The following is a 16,337-nucleotide window of genomic DNA, read 5'->3' as shown; positions in this document are numbered from 1 at the left end:
ACGAGTGTCTCTGATCGCTTCTGACCACTTCCGCATCGTTGTCGGCCTCGGCAAGAGCGGCATGTCCCTGGTTCGCTTCCTGGCGAACCGGGGCGTGTCGTTTGCTGTGGCCGATACGCGGGAAAATCCACCGGAGCTGGCCACGCTGCGTCGTGACTACCCGCACGTGGAAGTGCGTTGTGGCGAGCTGGACGTCGAGTTCCTGTGCCGTGCCGACGAGCTCTACGTGAGCCCCGGTCTGGCGCTGGCGACCCCGGCCCTGCAGGCTGCCGCCGCCCGTGGCGTGAAATTGTCCGGTGACATCGAGCTGTTCGCGCGTAACGCGAAAGCACCGATTGTCGCCATCAGCGGTTCCAATGCGAAAAGCACCGTCACCACGCTGGTCGGCGAGATGGCTGCCGCGGCCGGCAAGCGTGTCGCTGTCGGCGGCAACCTCGGCACGCCGGCGCTGGACCTGCTCAGCGACGACGTCGAGCTGTATGTGATGGAACTGTCGAGCTTCCAGCTCGAAACCACCGATCACCTCGGCGCCGAAGTGGCGACCGTGCTCAATATCAGCGAAGACCACATGGACCGCTACAGCGGTCTGCCGGCCTATCACCTGGCCAAGCACCGGATCTTCCGTGGCGCCAAACAGTTTGTGGTCAATCGTCAGGACGCCCTGAGTCGTCCATTGATGGGCGAAGGTCAGCCGTGCTGGACCTTTGGTTTGAGCAAGCCCGATTTCAAGGCGTTCGGTATACGGGAAGAAGATGGCGAGAAATATCTGGCCTTCGAATTCCAGAACCTGATGCCGGTGCGCGAGTTGAAAATTCGCGGCGCCCATAACCAGTCCAACGCCCTGGCGGCATTGGCGCTGGGTCACGCCGTGGGCCTGCCGTTCGACGCCATGCTCTCGAGCCTGCGCACCTTCGCCGGTCTCGAACATCGCTGCCAATGGGTTCGCGACTTGAACGGCGTGAGCTACTACAACGATTCCAAGGCCACCAATGTCGGCGCCGCACTGGCGGCCATCGAAGGCCTGGGCTCGGACATCGACGGCAAACTGGTGCTGATTGCCGGCGGCGACGGCAAAGGTGCCGACTTCAAGGACCTGCGCGGTCCGGTCGCCGCCAACTGCCGCGCCGTGGTGCTGATGGGCCGGGACTCCGAGCTGATCGGCCAGGCCATCGGCGATTCCGTGCCGCTGATTCGAGTCAACTCGCTGATCGAAGCGGTGGAGCAATGCCGTGCGATTGCCGAGCCGGGCGACGCGGTATTGCTGTCGCCGGCCTGCGCCAGTTTCGACATGTTCAAGAACTACGAAGAGCGTGGGCAGTTGTTCGCCCAGGCCGTGGAGGGCTTGAAATGATCTTCAGTAATATCATCAAGCCGTATCCATCGCCGCTGATTACCGGGCGCGGTATCGACCTCGACTTCCCGATGCTCGCCGGTTGCCTGGCGCTGCTCGGCCTGGGCCTGGTGATGATCACTTCGGCGTCCTCGGAAGTCGCGGCGGTGCAGTCTGGCAACACCCTCTACCACATGATGCGCCACCTGATTTACCTGATCATCGGTCTCGGCGCCTGCCTCGTCACCATGATGATTCCGATTGCCACCTGGCAGCGCCTGGGTTGGCTGATGCTGATCGGCGCCTTCGGTTTGCTGGTGATGGTGCTGTTGCCGGGTATTGGCCGCGAAGTGAACGGTTCGATGCGCTGGATCGGTTTCAGCTTCTTCAACGTGCAGCCGTCGGAAATTGCCAAGGTATTCGTGGTGATCTACCTCGCCGGTTACCTGGTGCGTCGTCAGAAAGAAGTGCGCGAAAGCTGGATGGGCTTTTTCAAGCCGTTCATCGTGCTGTTGCCCATGGCGGGCCTGTTGCTGATGGAACCGGACTTCGGTGCCACCGTGGTGATGATGGGTGCTGCGGCGGCCATGCTGTTCCTCGGCGGCGTCGGCCTGTTCCGCTTCACCTTGATGGTAGCGCTGGCGGTCGGCGCGGTGACGGTGCTGGTTCAGGCTCAGCCTTACCGTATGGCACGTCTGATTACCTTTACCGACCCGTGGGCCGACCAGTTCGGCTCCGGTTATCAATTGACCCAGGCACTGATCGCCTTCGGTCGTGGCGAATGGCTGGGCGTCGGCCTGGGCAACAGCGTGCAGAAGCAGTTCTACCTGCCCGAAGCGCACACCGACTTCGTGTTCTCGGTGCTGGCCGAAGAGCTCGGCGTGGTTGGCTCGCTGGTCACCGTCGGGCTGTTCGTGTTCGTCTGCGTGCGGGCCATGTACATCGGCTTGTGGGCCGAAAAAGCCAAGCAGTTTTTCGCCGCCTACGTCGCCTATGGGCTGGCGTTCCTGTGGATCGGCCAATTCCTGATCAACATCGGGGTGAACGTCGGCCTGCTGCCGACCAAAGGGTTGACCTTGCCGTTCCTCAGTTACGGCGGCAGCTCGCTGGTGATCTGCTGCGCCTGTCTCGGATTGTTGCTGCGCATCGAATGGGAGAGTCGAACCCACCTGGGCAGCGAAGAGATGGAATTCAAAGAGAGCGACTTCGCCGAGGAGCCGACCCATGGGCGCTAACGTGCTGATCATGGCCGGCGGCACCGGCGGCCACGTGTTCCCGGCGCTGGCCTGTGCGCGAGAGTTCCAGGCGCGTGGCTACACCGTGCACTGGCTCGGCACTCCGCGCGGCATTGAAAACGAACTGGTGCCCAACGCGGGTCTGCAGCTGCACCTGATCGACGTCAGTGGCCTGCGCGGCAAGAGCAAGCTGTCCTTGCTCAAGGCGCCGTTCGTATTGTTCAAGGCGGTGTTGCAGGCACGCAGGATCATTCGTCAGTTGCAGCCGGTCTGCGTCGTCGGATTTGGCGGTTATGTGACCGGCCCCGGTGGTGTTGCGGCCAAACTGTCCGGTGTGCCGGTGATCGTTCACGAACAGAATGCCGTGGCCGGTACCGCCAATCGGCTGCTGGTGCCTTTGGCTGCCCGAGTCTGCGAAGCTTTCCCGGATACCTTCGGGGCATCGAACAGCCGGCGTACGACCGGCAACCCGGTGCGTACCGAGCTGTTCCTCGAAACACCGCGTCAGGCCCTGGCCGGACGCAAGGCGCGTTTGCTGATCCTGGGTGGAAGCCTGGGGGCAGAACCCTTGAATAAATTGCTGCCTGAAGCCCTGGCGCAGGTCTCCCCTGAACTGCGTCCGCAAGTGTTTCATCAGGCCGGCAAAAACCACGATGAAGTGACTGCCGAGCGCTATCGAACCGCGGGTGTCGAGGCGCAAGTGCAGCCGTTCATCAAAGACATGGCCCAAGCCTATGGCTGGGCCGACCTGGTGGTCTGTCGCGCAGGTGCGCTGACCGTCAGTGAACTGGCCGCCGCCGGTCTGCCCTCGTTGCTGGTGCCTTTGCCCCATGCAATCGACGATCACCAGACCCGCAACGCCGACTATTTGGCCCGCGAAGGCGCTGCCTTCCTGATGCCGCAAAGAACGACTGGCGCAGCGGATCTCGCTGCACGCCTGACAGAGGTCTTGATGCAACCGGAACGACTCAACGATATGGCCACTGCGGCACGCCGCCTGGCCAAACCCGATGCCACCCGTAACGTGGTCGATATCTGCCTGGAGGTGGCCCATGGTTGAGAAGCACAAAGCCATGCCACAACCGGAAATGCGCCGCATCCGTCGCATCCACTTCGTCGGTATCGGCGGTGTGGGCATGTGCGGGATCGCCGAAGTGTTATTGAACCTGGGCTATGCGGTCTCGGGTTCCGACCTCAAGGCCTCGCCTGTGACCGAGCGTCTCGAGTCCTTCGGCGCGCAGATCTTTATCGGCCACCGTGCCGAGAACGCCGCGAACGCCGATGTGCTGGTAGTTTCCAGTGCCGTGAACACCTCCAACCCGGAAGTCGCCATTGCGCTGGAACGGCGGATTCCGGTAGTGCCGCGGGCCGAAATGCTCGCCGAGCTGATGCGCTACCGCCACGGCATCGCGGTCGCCGGTACCCACGGCAAAACCACCACCACCAGCCTGATCGCCTCGGTGTTCGCTGCCGGTGGCCTGGATCCGACCTTTGTCATCGGTGGCCGGCTGAATGCAGCAGGCACCAATGCACAGCTGGGTACGAGCCGATACCTGATCGCCGAAGCCGATGAAAGCGACGCCAGCTTCCTGCACTTGCAGCCACTGGTAGCGGTTGTCACCAATATCGACGCCGACCACATGGCGACCTACGACGGTGACTTCAACAAACTGAAGAAAACCTTCGTCGAGTTCCTGCACAACCTGCCGTTCTACGGTTTGGCAGTGGTTTGCCTGGACGATCCGGTGGTCCGTGAAATCCTCCCGCTGATCGCCCGGCCGACCCTGACGTATGGCTTCAGCGAAGAAGCCGACGTGCGTGCGATCAATGTGCGCCAGCAAGGCATGCTGACCTTCTTCACCGTGCTGCGTCCTGATCGCGAGCCGCTGGATGTTTCGGTGAACATGCCGGGCAACCACAACGTCCTGAACTCCCTGGCAACCATCGCCATCGCCACTGACGAGGGCATCAGCGATGAAGCCATCGTTCAGGGCTTGTCGGGCTTCCAGGGTGTCGGTCGACGCTTCCAGGTCTACGGCGAACTGCCGATCGATGGCGGCAGCGTGATGCTGGTCGATGACTATGGTCATCACCCGACCGAAGTCGCGGCCGTGATCAAAGCGGTACGCGGTGGCTGGCCGGACCGGCGTCTGGTGATGGTTTACCAGCCGCACCGTTTCAGTCGCACCCGTGACCTGTACGACGACTTCGTGCAAGTGCTGGCCGATGCCAACGTCCTGCTGCTGATGGAAGTCTACCCGGCTGGCGAAGAACCCATCCCGGGCGCGGACAGCCGTCAGCTGTGCCACAGCATCCGGCAACGCGGCCAGCTCGACCCGATCTACATCGAGCGTGGCGTCGAACTGGCGCCACTGGTCAAGCCGCTGCTGCGTGCCGGCGACATCCTGCTGTGCCAGGGCGCCGGTGATATCGGTGGTCTCGCGCCAAAACTGTTGAAGAGTCCGTTGTTTGCGGGTGCCGTTGTTGCTGTCGCCCCGGGGAAAGTGAAATGACTGCTGCCTACGCCAACCTGGTATCGACCATCGAGCCGAAAGACTTTGGCCGCGTCGCCGTGCTGTTCGGTGGCAAGAGTGCCGAGCGTGAGGTTTCGCTGAAGTCCGGCAATGCCGTTCTCGACGCACTGCTGAGCGCGGGTGTGGATGCCTTCGGCCTCGACGTCGGTGACGATTTGCTGCAGCGTCTGCTGAGCGAGAAGATCGACCGCGCCTTCATCATTCTCCACGGCCGTGGCGGTGAAGACGGCAGCATGCAGGGCCTGCTGGAATGCCTGGGCATTCCTTACACCGGCAGCGGAATCCTCGCCTCGGCGCTGGCCATGGACAAGCTGCGGACCAAACAGGTCTGGCACAGTCTGGGTATTCCAACGCCGCGTCACGCCGTACTGACCAGCGAAGCCGACTGTATTTGCGCAGCGACGGAACTGGGCATGCCTTTGATCGTCAAACCGGCGCATGAAGGTTCAAGTATTGGTATGGCCAAGGTGACCAATGCGTCGGAACTGATCGACGCCTGGAAAGCGGCCAGTGCCTACGATTCGCAAGTGTTGGTCGAACAATGGATTCAAGGTCCTGAGTTCACCATCGCCACTCTGCGTGACCAGGTGTTGCCACCGATCGCCCTGGGCACGACCCACAGCTTCTACGACTATGACGCCAAGTATGTGGCTTCCGATACTCAGTACCGGATTCCGTGTGGCCTCGACAGCACTAAAGAAAAACAACTCATGGACCTCACGGCCAAAGCCTGTGAGGCGCTGGGTATCGCCGGATGGGGAAGGGCTGACGTGATGCAGGACGCCGATGGGCAGTTCTGGTTCCTGGAAGTCAATACCGCACCGGGCATGACCGACCACAGTCTGGTCCCGATGGCGGCCCGTGCCGCCGGCCTGGATTTCCAGCAACTGGTGCTGGCAATCCTGGCGGCAAGTATTGCCAAGAACGAAGAGCCGCGAGGTTAAGTCCATGCAAGGCGCCCAGCTACGTCATCCGCAACCCGCTCCCGGCCGCAAGCCGGTGCCGCGTGGTGCCAGCCGAATGGTGGCCAAAGAGCCGATGTCGTCGCGCCTGCCGAAAGCCAATTTCGGCTTTCTGAAAAGCCTGTTCTGGCCGGTGCTGCTGGTGGCGCTGGGTTTCGGCACCTACGAAGGCGCGCAGCGTTTGCTGCCCTACGCCGACCGGCCGATCACCAAAATCAATGTTCAGGGCGATTTGAGCTACATCAGCCAGCAAGCCGTGCAGCAGCGAATCGCCCCTTACGTGGCCTCGAGCTTCTTCACTATTGATCTGGCGAGCATGCGTACCGAGCTTGAAAAGATGCCATGGATTGCCCACGCCGAAGTGCGTCGCGTCTGGCCCGATCAAGTGGTGATTCGCCTGGAAGAGCAACTGCCCGTAGCCCGCTGGGGTGACGAAGCCTTGTTGAACAACCAGGGCGAAGCGTTCACTCCGCGTGAACTGGCGAACTACGAACATTTGCCACAGTTGTTCGGCCCACAGCGGGCTCAACAGCGAGTGATGCAGCAGTATCAGGTGTTGAGTCAGATGCTTCGGCCAATGGGCTTTTCGATTGCCCGACTGGAGTTGCATGAACGTGGCAGCTGGTTCCTGACCACCGGTGCAGGCAGTGCCGGTCCGGGGATCGAATTGTTGTTGGGTCGCGGCTACCTGGTGGAAAAGATGCGCCGATTCATTGCCATCTATGACAAGACGCTGAAAGAACAGATTACAAATATTGCGCGCATCGACCTGCGTTATGCCAACGGCCTCGCCGTTGGCTGGCGGGAACCTGTAGCGCCGACGACAGCCGAACCCGCTGTCGCGAAGAATTAAGAGAGGCAGGACCATGGCAAACGTGCAAAGCGGGAAAATGATCGTCGGTCTGGATATCGGCACTTCCAAAGTGGTCGCTCTGGTGGGCGAGGTCGGAGCCGATGGCACCCTGGAAATCGTCGGCATCGGTACTCATCCATCCCGCGGCCTGAAGAAGGGCGTGGTGGTGAACATCGAATCCACCGTGCAGTCGATCCAGCGCGCTATCGAAGAAGCTCAACTGATGGCCGGTTGCCGCATTCACTCGGCGTTCGTCGGCGTGGCGGGCAATCATATCCGCAGCCTGAACTCCCACGGCATCGTCGCGATTCGTGATCGTGAAGTCAGTTCGGCGGATCTGGAGCGGGTACTCGACGCGGCCCAGGCCGTGGCGATTCCGGCCGACCAGCGCGTGCTGCACACCCTGCCGCAGGACTACGTGATCGATAACCAGGAAGGCGTGCGCGAGCCGCTGGGCATGTCGGGCGTGCGTCTGGAAGCCAAGGTCCACGTGGTCACTTGCGCCGTGAATGCCGCACAGAACATTGAAAAATGCGTGCGCCGCTGCGGTCTGGAAATCGACGACATCATTCTCGAGCAGCTGGCCTCGGCTTATTCGGTGCTGACCGATGACGAGAAAGAGCTGGGCGTGTGCCTGGTGGACATCGGTGGCGGTACCACCGACATCGCGATTTTCACCGAAGGCGCGATTCGCCATACCGCGGTGATCCCGATTGCCGGTGATCAAGTAACCAACGACATCGCCATGGCGTTGCGCACTCCGACCCAGTACGCCGAAGAAATCAAGATCCGCTACGCCTGTGCCCTGGCCAAGCTGGCCGGTGCCGGTGAAACCATCAAGGTCCCAAGCGTCGGTGACCGTCCGCCGCGCGAGCTGTCCCGTCAGGCCTTGGCCGAAGTGGTCGAGCCGCGTTACGACGAGCTGTTCACGCTGATCCAGGCCGAACTGCGTCGCAGCGGCTACGAAGACCTGATTCCGGCCGGCATCGTGCTGACCGGTGGTACGTCGAAGATGGAAGGCGCGGTGGAACTGGCCGAAGAGATTTTCCACATGCCGGTCCGCCTCGGCGTACCCCATGGCGTCAAAGGCCTCGACGATGTCGTGCGCAACCCGATTTACTCCACCGGTGTGGGCTTGCTGATGTACGGACTGCAAAAACAGTCCGACGGCGGTGTGTCCTTTTCGGGGATCGGCAGCAATCGCGAAAGCTACAGCAGTGAAGAGGCCAAAGCCCCACTGTTTGATCGCTTCAAGAGCTGGGTCCAGGGCAACTTCTAAAGAGTTAACGGACTACAGCAGCGACAAGAATCAAGCGGCAGGCAGCAAGCAACAAGCGGTAGGCAGCAGTAAAAAGTAGTAGGCGAAAAACTAGAGAAATGTAAGGAGAGGGAAAATGTTCGAACTCGTAGACAACATCCCCGCCAGCCCGGTAATTAAAGTTATCGGTGTCGGCGGTGGCGGCGGCAACGCTGTCAACCATATGGTCAAGAGCAACATTGAAGGTGTGGAATTCATCTGCGCCAACACTGATGCCCAGGCGCTGAAAAGCATCGGCGCACGAACCATCCTGCAATTGGGCACTGGTGTGACCAAGGGCCTGGGCGCCGGTGCGAATCCGGAAGTCGGTCGTCAGGCCGCTCTGGAAGACCGCGAGCGCATTGCCGAAGTGCTGCAAGGCACCAACATGGTGTTCATTACCACGGGCATGGGCGGTGGTACCGGTACCGGTGCTGCGCCAATCATTGCCGAAGTGGCCAAGGAAATGGGGATTCTCACCGTTGCGGTGGTGACTCGCCCGTTCCCGTTCGAAGGTCGCAAGCGCATGCAGATCGCCGATGAAGGCATTCGTCTGCTCTCCGAAAGCGTCGACTCGTTGATCACCATTCCCAACGAGAAACTGCTGACCATTCTTGGTAAGGATGCGAGCCTTCTGTCTGCTTTTGCCAAGGCTGACGACGTTCTGGCCGGTGCCGTTCGCGGTATTTCCGACATCATCAAGCGTCCGGGCATGATCAACGTCGACTTTGCCGACGTGCGTACCGTGATGAGCGAAATGGGCATGGCGATGATGGGCACTGGCTGCGCCAGCGGTCCGAACCGTGCGCGTGAAGCGACTGAAGCGGCGATCCGCAACCCGTTGCTCGAAGACGTGAACCTGCAAGGCGCACGTGGCATCCTGGTGAATATCACCGCCGGTCCTGACCTGTCCCTGGGTGAGTACTCGGACGTGGGTAGCATCATCGAAGCCTTCGCTTCCGACCACGCAATGGTCAAGGTCGGTACGGTTATCGATCCGGACATGCGCGACGAGTTGCACGTGACAGTGGTAGCCACTGGTCTGGGCGCAAAAATCGAGAAGCCTGTAAAAATCATCGATAATACCGTTCATACCTCCATGGCAGCTCAATCGCCGGCACCTGCTCGTCATGAAATGCCGTCGGTCAACTACCGCGATCTGGACCGTCCAACCGTGATGCGCAACCAGGCTCAGGCCAGTGCTGCGACCGCGGCGAAACTGAATCCGCACGATGATCTAGACTATCTGGACATCCCGGCATTCCTGCGTCGCCAGGCCGATTGATGAAATGTATCAGGGGTATTAGGGTGATTGGTGTTCAGCAAAGGCCTGGTCTGCTATTATCGCCAGCCTTTGTTGATACCAGTTCGCAATTTGCGCTGAAGCGGCCCAAGCCATGATTAAACAACGCACCCTGAAAAATATTATCCGTGCCACAGGTGTAGGTCTGCACTCCGGGGAGAAGGTATACCTGACTCTCAAGCCTGCACCTGTAGACACCGGCATTGTGTTTTGTCGTGCCGACCTGGACCCTGTGGTGCAGATACCTGCTCGCGCAGAAAACGTTGGTGAAACCACTATGTCGACCACGCTGGTCAGCGGTGACACCAAAGTGGACACGGTGGAGCACTTGCTCTCGGCCATGGCTGGCCTGGGCATCGATAACGCCTACGTCGAGCTCTCCGCGTCTGAAGTCCCAATCATGGATGGTAGCGCTGGACCCTTCGTATTCCTGATTCAATCTGCCGGCCTGGAAGAACAGGACGCAGCCAAGAAGTTCATTCGTATCCTGCGTGAAGTGACTGTGGAAGACGGCGACAAACGCGCCACTTTCCTGCCTTTCGAAGGCTTCAAAGTGAGCTTCGAGATCGATTTCGATCACCCGGTGTTCCGTGACCGCATTCAAAGTGCCAGCGTGGATTTTTCCAGCACTTCCTTCGTAAAAGAAGTCAGCCGCGCCCGGACCTTTGGTTTCATGAGTGATATCGAGTACCTGCGCAAGCACAACCTCGCACTCGGCGGCAGCGTTGAAAACGCCATCGTGGTCGACGCGGATGGAGTACTGAACGAAGACGGCCTTCGCTATGAAGACGAATTCGTGAAGCACAAGATCCTCGATGCAATTGGTGACCTCTACCTGCTGGGCAACAGCCTGATAGGTGAGTTCCGCGGCTTCAAGTCGGGGCATGCACTGAACAACCAGCTTCTGCGCAAATTGATTGAGCAGAAAGATGCCTGGGAAGTCGTGACCTTCGAAGATGCCAGCACTGCACCGATCTCTTACATGCGTCCGGTTGCGGCCGTGTAAGCAATACTCTCTTCTTTAGTTTTTAAAGGCTGCCTTCGGGTGGCCTTTTTTTATGCGGCTTGCGACTGCTGCGCATCCGAACGCAGGCTCCGCCAGCTGCTACGAACCGTGTGAAAGCTTCATTGACTGGCCTTCACAGCCACACCACAACTCTCAACCAGCCACCACCCGATTACGGCCCCTTTCCTTGGCCTGGTAAAGCGCCTTATCGGCGGCGAACAGCAAGGTTTTCAAGTTGTCTTGAGGCGCTCCAGACCAGGTGCTCACACCAATGCTGACGGTAATCGGCGATTCATCACCCTTGGTCCGTGGCAAACGTTCGACCGCGACGCGAATGCTTTCGGCGATCTGTAACGCCCCGGCCCGGTTGGTCTCGGCCAGTACCACTGCAAATTCCTCGCCGCCATAACGCGCCACAAGATCGGCCGGCCGGTGGACACTCTCGCTGATGACCTTGGCGACCGTGCGCAAGACGTCATCGCCGACCTGATGGCCATGGCGGTCGTTGAATGCCTTGAAATGGTCCGCATCGATCATCAGCACCGACAGCGGTTTGCCCGTCCGCTGCGCGCGCGCCCACTCATGGTTGAGTACCTGATCCAGCGCCCGGCGATTGGCCACACCGGTCAGTGCATCAGTGGCGGCCAGTTGCGCCAGTTCCTGCTCGGCGTGATGGCGCAGCTTCAGCTCGCGACAAAGCAGCCAGGTCAACCACAGCAGGCCGCTACAGAGCACTCCAGTGGCGCTGCTGATGACGATAGCGGTGCGCTTCCAGGCAGCGAATACTTCATGGGTAGAGAGGGCGACCATCACCGTCAATGGCAGGTCGCCGACCTGGGAAAAGGTGAACAGGCGACTTTCCCCGTTGGCGCTCGATACGCCACTGAAGCTGCCAGTGCCTTCATGCAGAATGCGTTCGACATTGGGTCGGGCGCTGAAGTTCTTGCCGATCAGATCCTTGTTCCGCAATGGATGTTGCGCCAGCATGATGCCGTCACGGTTAATCACGTTGATGGTGCTGTCGTTGCCGATGTTCAGGCTATTGAACAGCCGGTCGAAGTAACCCAGACGCATGGAAGCCACGGCGACGCCCTGGAATTCGCCAATGACGGAGGACACCCGTCGACTGAAACTGATGCGCCATTCGCCACGCTCGTCGCAGTCGCAGCGGTGCTTGAACGGACGGCTGATGAACATCCCGGTATCGCGATTGAAGGCGTGCGCGAGGAAGTAGTCGCGGTCGGCAAAGTTGGCGGGTTTTGGCTTGATCAGCGACGAGTCGGCAATCACCTCGCCATACTTGTCGAGGAGCAGGATGTCGCCCTTGAAGGGCGCGCCGGCGGCTCGATCGAACAGCGCCAGGTGGCGTATCTGTGGCGAGACCTGCTTGAGGTCGTCACGCTGGGCGGCGGCGATCAGACCTTTCAGGGACAGGTCGTAGAGCTCGACATTTCGCAGCACGTCGGTATTGATCAATTGCAAAATATTGGTGGCGCTACGGGTTGCGGCCAGCTCGGCGCTGCGGTGTTCGCGGATCAGCAGAAAGGTCACGATGCTCAGTATGGCAATCACCGTCAGCGAACTGCCGACAATCAGGATCAGTACCGATCGGCTGACAGGGGGCGGGCGCAGGGATGTCGCACTACTCACACTCATGGTTCTGACTTCTGCTGTCCGGGACGGTATCAATAAAGTTGCGAGCAAGCATGCAGAGTGACAGAGACCGGTCGCGCCTGGGGCGCCTATATAAATCCGGGGCATAAAAAAGGCCAGCAAAAAATGCTGGCCGTTTGCTTATTTGAGCTTAGAACACATTCAAAGGGTAATCGACGATCACCCGGTATTCGTCGGTGTCCTGATCCAGCGCACCATAGCCATTGCCGCCGCGGTTGGCCGCCCATTGCAGGCGCAGTGCCAGATCCTTGGCCTTGCCACCCTGGACCACGTAGTTAAGATCGAGGTCACGTTCCCAGTGCCTGGCATGTTGGCCATCGGCGCTGTACCAGGTCCGGCCGTAACCCGTGCTCTGCGGGTCGACCTTGCTCAGGTCCAGTTCGCCACGGGAGTAGGACACCGCCGAGGTCAGGCCCGGCAGGTCGAGGCCCGCGAAGTTGTAGGCGTATTTGAGTTTCCACGAGCGTTCGTTCGGGCCATTGAAGTCCGAGTATTGCTGAGAGTTGTCGAGATAGACGCTGTCGCCCTGATTGATGTAATCAAAAGGGGTGTTGCCGTTCACCCGTTGATAGGCGCCAGTTACGCTGTGATAACCGACGCCGACTGTTAAATGCAGACTGAAGGTGTTGTTGTTGATGGTACCCAGTAGCGCGTCGCCGGTGTCCTGGGTGTGATAGAAGTGCAGGCCAGGGTTGAGGCTGACCAGGTCGTTCAGCGCGTAGCTGTAATCCAGGTCGTAGTAATACTGGTTCCAGATGTCCTTGAGCTCAGACGCATACAGGCTGCTGTTCAGCCCTGGCAGGCCGCTCCAGGCGACACCGGCCCAATTCAGGTGCTGGCTTTCTTTACCCTCTGGCAGGTTGCCATAAGAGGTGCCGATGCGCTGATGGCCGCTCTGGTTGTAGAGCTTGGTGAAGCTGGCCTGGCCACTTTCGATCAACCAGCCGTCGATACTCTGGTTGCTCAGACTCACTCCGCGAAAGGTCTGCGGCAGCATGCGAGTCTCACCACCGGCAATCACCGGATTGTTCAGAAACAGGTCGCCGGCTTTGAGTTCGGTATCCCATGCGCGCATTTTCAGCGTGCCGCCGGCCGTGGAAAACCCGGGCGGCGCTTTACCGTTACCGCTGCCGATGGGCAGGATGCTTGAGCTATCGGTTCCGCCACCACCGTCGAGTTTGAGTCCGAGCATGGCGTGGGCGTCCAGGCCGAAACCGACGGTGCCCGGGGTGTAGCCGGATTCGAAAATCCCGAGTAACCCCTGTCCCCATTCAATGTTGTCATCCGCGCCCTGCCGACGGTTGCGGTTCATGTAGTAATTGCGGGCATTGAGCTTGAGCCCGGAGCCTTCAACGAAGCCTGCGACCGAGTCGTCTGCTGCATGGGCGTTTGAGGCGATAGTTACAGCCACTGCAATGAATAGCGGGCTGAGCCTTAGTGAAAGACACACGTAGGGTTAAAACTCCTTCGATCGATAATGGCAGTTATTATTTTGAAGAACGGGTGCGTCCTGTTCGGCAAGACCAGGCATTCGAGGTGTTTTCACAACGAAAAAAAAGCCGCTGAGAGCAGCGGCTTTGAAGACAACTTCTCAGGGAAAGAGCTCTGGAAGTGTCGAGGGAAATAGAGCAGTGGTGCAGATCAGCTATCTTTCTCAACCGGCGCTTGCGCTTGATTGACGGATGTTTGCTGGGGTTTTTCAGCGGTTTTGGCCTTTGCGGTCAGTTCGCTCCGGGACTGTTCCAAAGCGTCGGCACGCGCGGCATTTTGCGCAACAAATGCTGGCGACTCTTCAGCCATGGCGAACGGCGACAGGATCAAGGAAGACAAAACAAAAGCGCTGGCAATACCCATAGTGTTGGACATCTTGAAAACCTTCTTGCAGAGCAAGTGATATTTGGTGCGGCAAAAGTAACGGTCTTCGGCGCTGGGAAACAGAGCGGATCACTCAAAGGACTGTTGCCTATAAGGTAACAGTAGGTGCATTGGGGCCTCCAAAAGATCGCAGCCTGCGGCAGCTCCTACAAATGCTGTGCACATCTGCGTAGGAGCTGCCGCAGGCTGCGATCTTGGCGATCTCGCCGGCACCACAAAAGATGCGCAAAGGTATGGGACTAAACCGGCAGATAGATCCCGAACGTATTCATCCCGTCATCACTGCGTACAAACACATCGCCGCCATGCATCAAGGCAATGGCCTTGACGATCGCCAGGCCCAGCCCGTGGTTGGCGCCGCTGTTGCTGCGTGAGGCGTCGACCCGATAGAAGCGTTCGAACAACCGCGACAGGTGTTCGCTGGCGATGGCCTCGCCAGGGTTGGCGACGCCGATGGCGACCTGGTGTTCTTGCCGTTCAATCTGGACGCGAATGATTTGCCCTGGCGCGGTGTGTTGTACGGCGTTGTTCAACAGGTTGATCAGTGCCCGGCGCAAGTGGGCGATTTCGATTTGCACCTGGGCGTCGCCGCTGACCTCGACTTTGACCTGAGCGTCTTCGAGGATGAAGTCCAGGTAATCCAGCGTGGTTGCTACTTCATCGGCCAGTGAGGTCGAGGTGAGAGTAGTCGCTTTGCTGCCCTGATCGGCACTCGCCAGAAACAGCATGTCGTTGATGATCGAGCGCAGCCGCTCCAGCTCTTCGAGGTTCGACTGCAGGACTTCAAAGTAGTGTTCGGCCGAACGCCCGCGAGTCAGCGCGACCTGGGTCTGGCCGATCAGGTTGGTCAATGGCGAGCGCAGTTCGTGGGCCACATCGGCGTTGAATGACTCGAGGCGCGAGTAGGCTTGTTCCACCCGTTCCAGGGTCGAGTTGAAAGCGCTGACAAACTGATTGAGCTCCGGTGGCAGCGGTGACAGTTGCAGACGCCCGGAGAGTCGCGGTGGCGCCAGGCGTTGCGCCTCCTGGGACAGTTTGATCAGTGGTTTCAAGCCGATCCGCGCCACCCAGTAACCCAGTGCCGAGGCCAGCAGTACGCCGATGATGGCCAGGCCGATCAGGGCGATCAGCAGCTGATGCTGGGTCTGGTAGAAGGTTTCGGTATCAATGCCGATCATGAAGCGCAGCGGCGGGCGCTGGTCCTTGGCCGGGAATTGGCTGACCAGTACTTTCAACGGGTAGGGCTGGTCCGGCAGTTGCAAGTCGCGCATACCCAGCGGACCTTCGGCAAAGGCACGAATCGGCGAAGTCGGATTGCCATACTCATAGTTCGGATCGCCGCTGATGATCCAGAAGCGGATACGCTTGTCTTCTTCGCCGAGCAGTTTGAGTTTGTTATTGATCTTTACCCAGTGTTCGGGAGTGCCATAGCGGCCAACCGTCGATTCCAGCACGCTGTAGCGCGCATCCAGTTCGGCTTCGGGCAGCAGGCCCAGGCCTTTATCGACTTGTTGATAAAGCGCCCAGCCAATCAGCAGGAACACCAGCAGGGCCACCAGGGTGAACATGCCGCTCAGGCGCAGGGCAATGGAGTTACTCACTACGGCTCTCCAGCACATAACCCATGCCGCGAATGGTGTGCAGCAGTTTCTCTTCGAACGGCCCGTCGAGCTTGGCCCGCAGGCGTTTGATCGCGACTTCGACGACATTCGCATCGCTGTCGAAATTGATGTCCCAGACCATCTCGGCGATGGCGGTTTTCGAGAGGATTTCACCCTGACGCCGGGCCAGCACGCTCAGCAGCGAAAATTCCTTGGCGGTCAGGTCCAGACGCGTGCCGCTTCGGGTGGCCTTGCGGCTGATCAAGTCGATCCACAGGTCGGCGATGCTGATCTGCACCGGCTCATGACCGCCGCTGCGGCGGGTCAACGCTTGCAGGCGCGCGACCAGCTCGAGAAAGGAAAAGGGTTTGCCCAGGTAATCGTCGGCACCGTCGCGCAGGCCCTTGATCCGGTCTTCCACCCGTTCGCGGGCAGTGAGCATGATCACCGGGGTCTGCTTGCGCGCACGCAGGGCGCGCAGCACACCAAAACCGTCGAGACCGGGCAGCATCACATCCAGCACGATCACCGCGTAATCGCTTTCCAGCGCCAGGTGCAGGCCTTCGACGCCGTCCCGGGCCACGTCCACCGTATAGCCTTGTTCGGTCAAACCGCGGTGCAGGTAGTCCGCGGTTTTTTCCTCGTCTTCGATAATCAGAACGCGCAT

General features: G+C 59.7%; 14 protein-coding genes. 9 read left to right on the top strand and 5 right to left on the bottom strand.

Annotated features, from left to right (window positions below):
- Positions 1–4: 4 nt before the first annotated feature.
- The 9 genes from murD to lpxC all read left to right on the top strand — a co-directional run bounded on the left by murD (position 5) and on the right by lpxC (position 10,520).
- Positions 5–1,351 carry a UDP-N-acetylmuramoyl-L-alanine--D-glutamate ligase gene (murD, locus tag AC3IUA_RS26200; protein ID WP_489357736.1) on the top strand — a complete coding sequence of 449 codons (1,347 nt, stop codon included), beginning with the start codon at positions 5–7 and terminating at the stop codon, positions 1,349–1,351.
- Positions 1,348–2,565, top strand: coding sequence for a putative lipid II flippase FtsW (gene ftsW, locus AC3IUA_RS26195; protein WP_489357735.1), 1,218 nt, complete (start codon positions 1,348–1,350; stop codon positions 2,563–2,565). Before murD ends, ftsW begins: the two co-directional genes overlap by 4 nt.
- Positions 2,555–3,625: an undecaprenyldiphospho-muramoylpentapeptide beta-N-acetylglucosaminyltransferase gene (murG, locus tag AC3IUA_RS26190; protein ID WP_489357734.1), complete on the top strand. Its 1,071-nt coding sequence runs from the start codon at positions 2,555–2,557 to the stop codon at positions 3,623–3,625. The genes ftsW and murG overlap by 11 nt, the downstream gene beginning before the upstream one ends.
- Positions 3,618–5,078 carry a UDP-N-acetylmuramate--L-alanine ligase gene (gene murC, locus AC3IUA_RS26185; protein ID WP_489357733.1) on the top strand — a complete coding sequence of 487 codons (1,461 nt, stop codon included), beginning with the start codon at positions 3,618–3,620 and terminating at the stop codon, positions 5,076–5,078. The genes murG and murC overlap by 8 nt, the downstream gene beginning before the upstream one ends.
- Positions 5,075–6,043 (top strand): D-alanine--D-alanine ligase, encoded by a 969-nt coding sequence (locus tag AC3IUA_RS26180; protein ID WP_489357732.1) that lies wholly within the window; start codon positions 5,075–5,077, stop codon positions 6,041–6,043. Before murC ends, AC3IUA_RS26180 begins: the two co-directional genes overlap by 4 nt.
- 4 nt (positions 6,044–6,047) lie before the next feature.
- Complete coding sequence (locus AC3IUA_RS26175; RefSeq protein WP_489357731.1) at positions 6,048–6,914, top strand: cell division protein FtsQ/DivIB; 867 nt, start codon at positions 6,048–6,050, stop codon at positions 6,912–6,914.
- Positions 6,915–6,927: 13 nt separating this feature from the next.
- Positions 6,928–8,193 carry a cell division protein FtsA gene (gene ftsA / locus AC3IUA_RS26170; protein ID WP_489357730.1) on the top strand — a complete coding sequence of 422 codons (1,266 nt, stop codon included), beginning with the start codon at positions 6,928–6,930 and terminating at the stop codon, positions 8,191–8,193.
- Positions 8,194–8,308: 115 nt separating this feature from the next.
- Entirely contained in the window at positions 8,309–9,496 is a 1,188-nt protein-coding gene (ftsZ, locus tag AC3IUA_RS26165) for a cell division protein FtsZ (RefSeq protein ID WP_489357729.1), read from the top strand.
- A gap of 112 nt (positions 9,497–9,608) precedes the next feature.
- On the top strand, positions 9,609–10,520 hold the full coding sequence (lpxC, locus tag AC3IUA_RS26160; protein WP_150802080.1) for a UDP-3-O-acyl-N-acetylglucosamine deacetylase: 912 nt from the start codon (positions 9,609–9,611) through the stop codon (positions 10,518–10,520).
- 153 nt (positions 10,521–10,673) lie between these two features.
- Here lpxC and AC3IUA_RS26155 read toward each other — a convergent pair whose 3' ends face one another.
- The 5 genes from AC3IUA_RS26155 to AC3IUA_RS26135 form a co-directional block, all read right to left on the bottom strand.
- Positions 10,674–12,176, bottom strand: a complete 1,503-nt coding sequence (locus tag AC3IUA_RS26155) for a sensor domain-containing diguanylate cyclase (protein WP_489357728.1) — start codon at positions 12,174–12,176, stop codon at positions 10,674–10,676.
- Between the two features lie 148 nt (positions 12,177–12,324).
- Positions 12,325–13,644: an OprD family porin gene (locus tag AC3IUA_RS26150; RefSeq protein WP_489357727.1), complete on the bottom strand. Its 1,320-nt coding sequence runs from the start codon at positions 13,642–13,644 to the stop codon at positions 12,325–12,327.
- 191 nt (positions 13,645–13,835) lie between these two features.
- A complete protein-coding gene (locus AC3IUA_RS26145) occupies positions 13,836–14,060 on the bottom strand; it encodes a hypothetical protein (protein ID WP_489357726.1) in 225 nt (74 codons plus the stop codon).
- A gap of 248 nt (positions 14,061–14,308) precedes the next feature.
- On the bottom strand, positions 14,309–15,688 hold the full coding sequence (locus AC3IUA_RS26140) for a heavy metal sensor histidine kinase (RefSeq protein WP_489357725.1): 1,380 nt from the start codon (positions 15,686–15,688) through the stop codon (positions 14,309–14,311).
- Positions 15,663–16,337 (bottom strand): heavy metal response regulator transcription factor, encoded by a 675-nt coding sequence (locus tag AC3IUA_RS26135; protein WP_489357724.1) that lies wholly within the window; start codon positions 16,335–16,337, stop codon positions 15,663–15,665. The genes AC3IUA_RS26140 and AC3IUA_RS26135 overlap by 26 nt, the downstream gene beginning before the upstream one ends.

This window comes from Pseudomonas sp. KH_050 (genome assembly GCF_057838875.1).
Note: the sequence above shows the minus strand (reverse complement) of the source record. Positions and strands in the feature narration are given on the sequence as shown.

What these genes read in the sequence shown, in the direction of transcription:
- AC3IUA_RS26145 (WP_489357726.1), bottom strand. Translation starts at nt 14,060, where the DNA reads ATGTCCAACACTATGGGTATTGCCAGCGCTTTTGTTTTGTCTTCCTTG.
- AC3IUA_RS26155 (WP_489357728.1), bottom strand. Translation starts at nt 12,176, where the DNA reads ATGAGTGTGAGTAGTGCGACATCCCTGCGCCCGCCCCCTGTCAGCCGA.
- murC (WP_489357733.1), top strand. Translation starts at nt 3,618, where the DNA reads ATGGTTGAGAAGCACAAAGCCATGCCACAACCGGAAATGCGCCGCATC.
- murG (WP_489357734.1), top strand. Translation starts at nt 2,555, where the DNA reads ATGGGCGCTAACGTGCTGATCATGGCCGGCGGCACCGGCGGCCACGTG.
- lpxC (WP_150802080.1), top strand. Translation starts at nt 9,609, where the DNA reads ATGATTAAACAACGCACCCTGAAAAATATTATCCGTGCCACAGGTGTA.
- ftsZ (WP_489357729.1), top strand. Translation starts at nt 8,309, where the DNA reads ATGTTCGAACTCGTAGACAACATCCCCGCCAGCCCGGTAATTAAAGTT.
- ftsW (WP_489357735.1), top strand. Translation starts at nt 1,348, where the DNA reads ATGATCTTCAGTAATATCATCAAGCCGTATCCATCGCCGCTGATTACC.
- ftsA (WP_489357730.1), top strand. Translation starts at nt 6,928, where the DNA reads ATGGCAAACGTGCAAAGCGGGAAAATGATCGTCGGTCTGGATATCGGC.
- AC3IUA_RS26140 (WP_489357725.1), bottom strand. Translation starts at nt 15,688, where the DNA reads ATGTGCTGGAGAGCCGTAGTGAGTAACTCCATTGCCCTGCGCCTGAGC.
- AC3IUA_RS26175 (WP_489357731.1), top strand. Translation starts at nt 6,048, where the DNA reads ATGCAAGGCGCCCAGCTACGTCATCCGCAACCCGCTCCCGGCCGCAAG.
- AC3IUA_RS26180 (WP_489357732.1), top strand. Translation starts at nt 5,075, where the DNA reads ATGACTGCTGCCTACGCCAACCTGGTATCGACCATCGAGCCGAAAGAC.
- AC3IUA_RS26135 (WP_489357724.1), bottom strand. Translation starts at nt 16,337, where the DNA reads ATGCGCGTTCTGATTATCGAAGACGAGGAAAAAACCGCGGACTACCTG.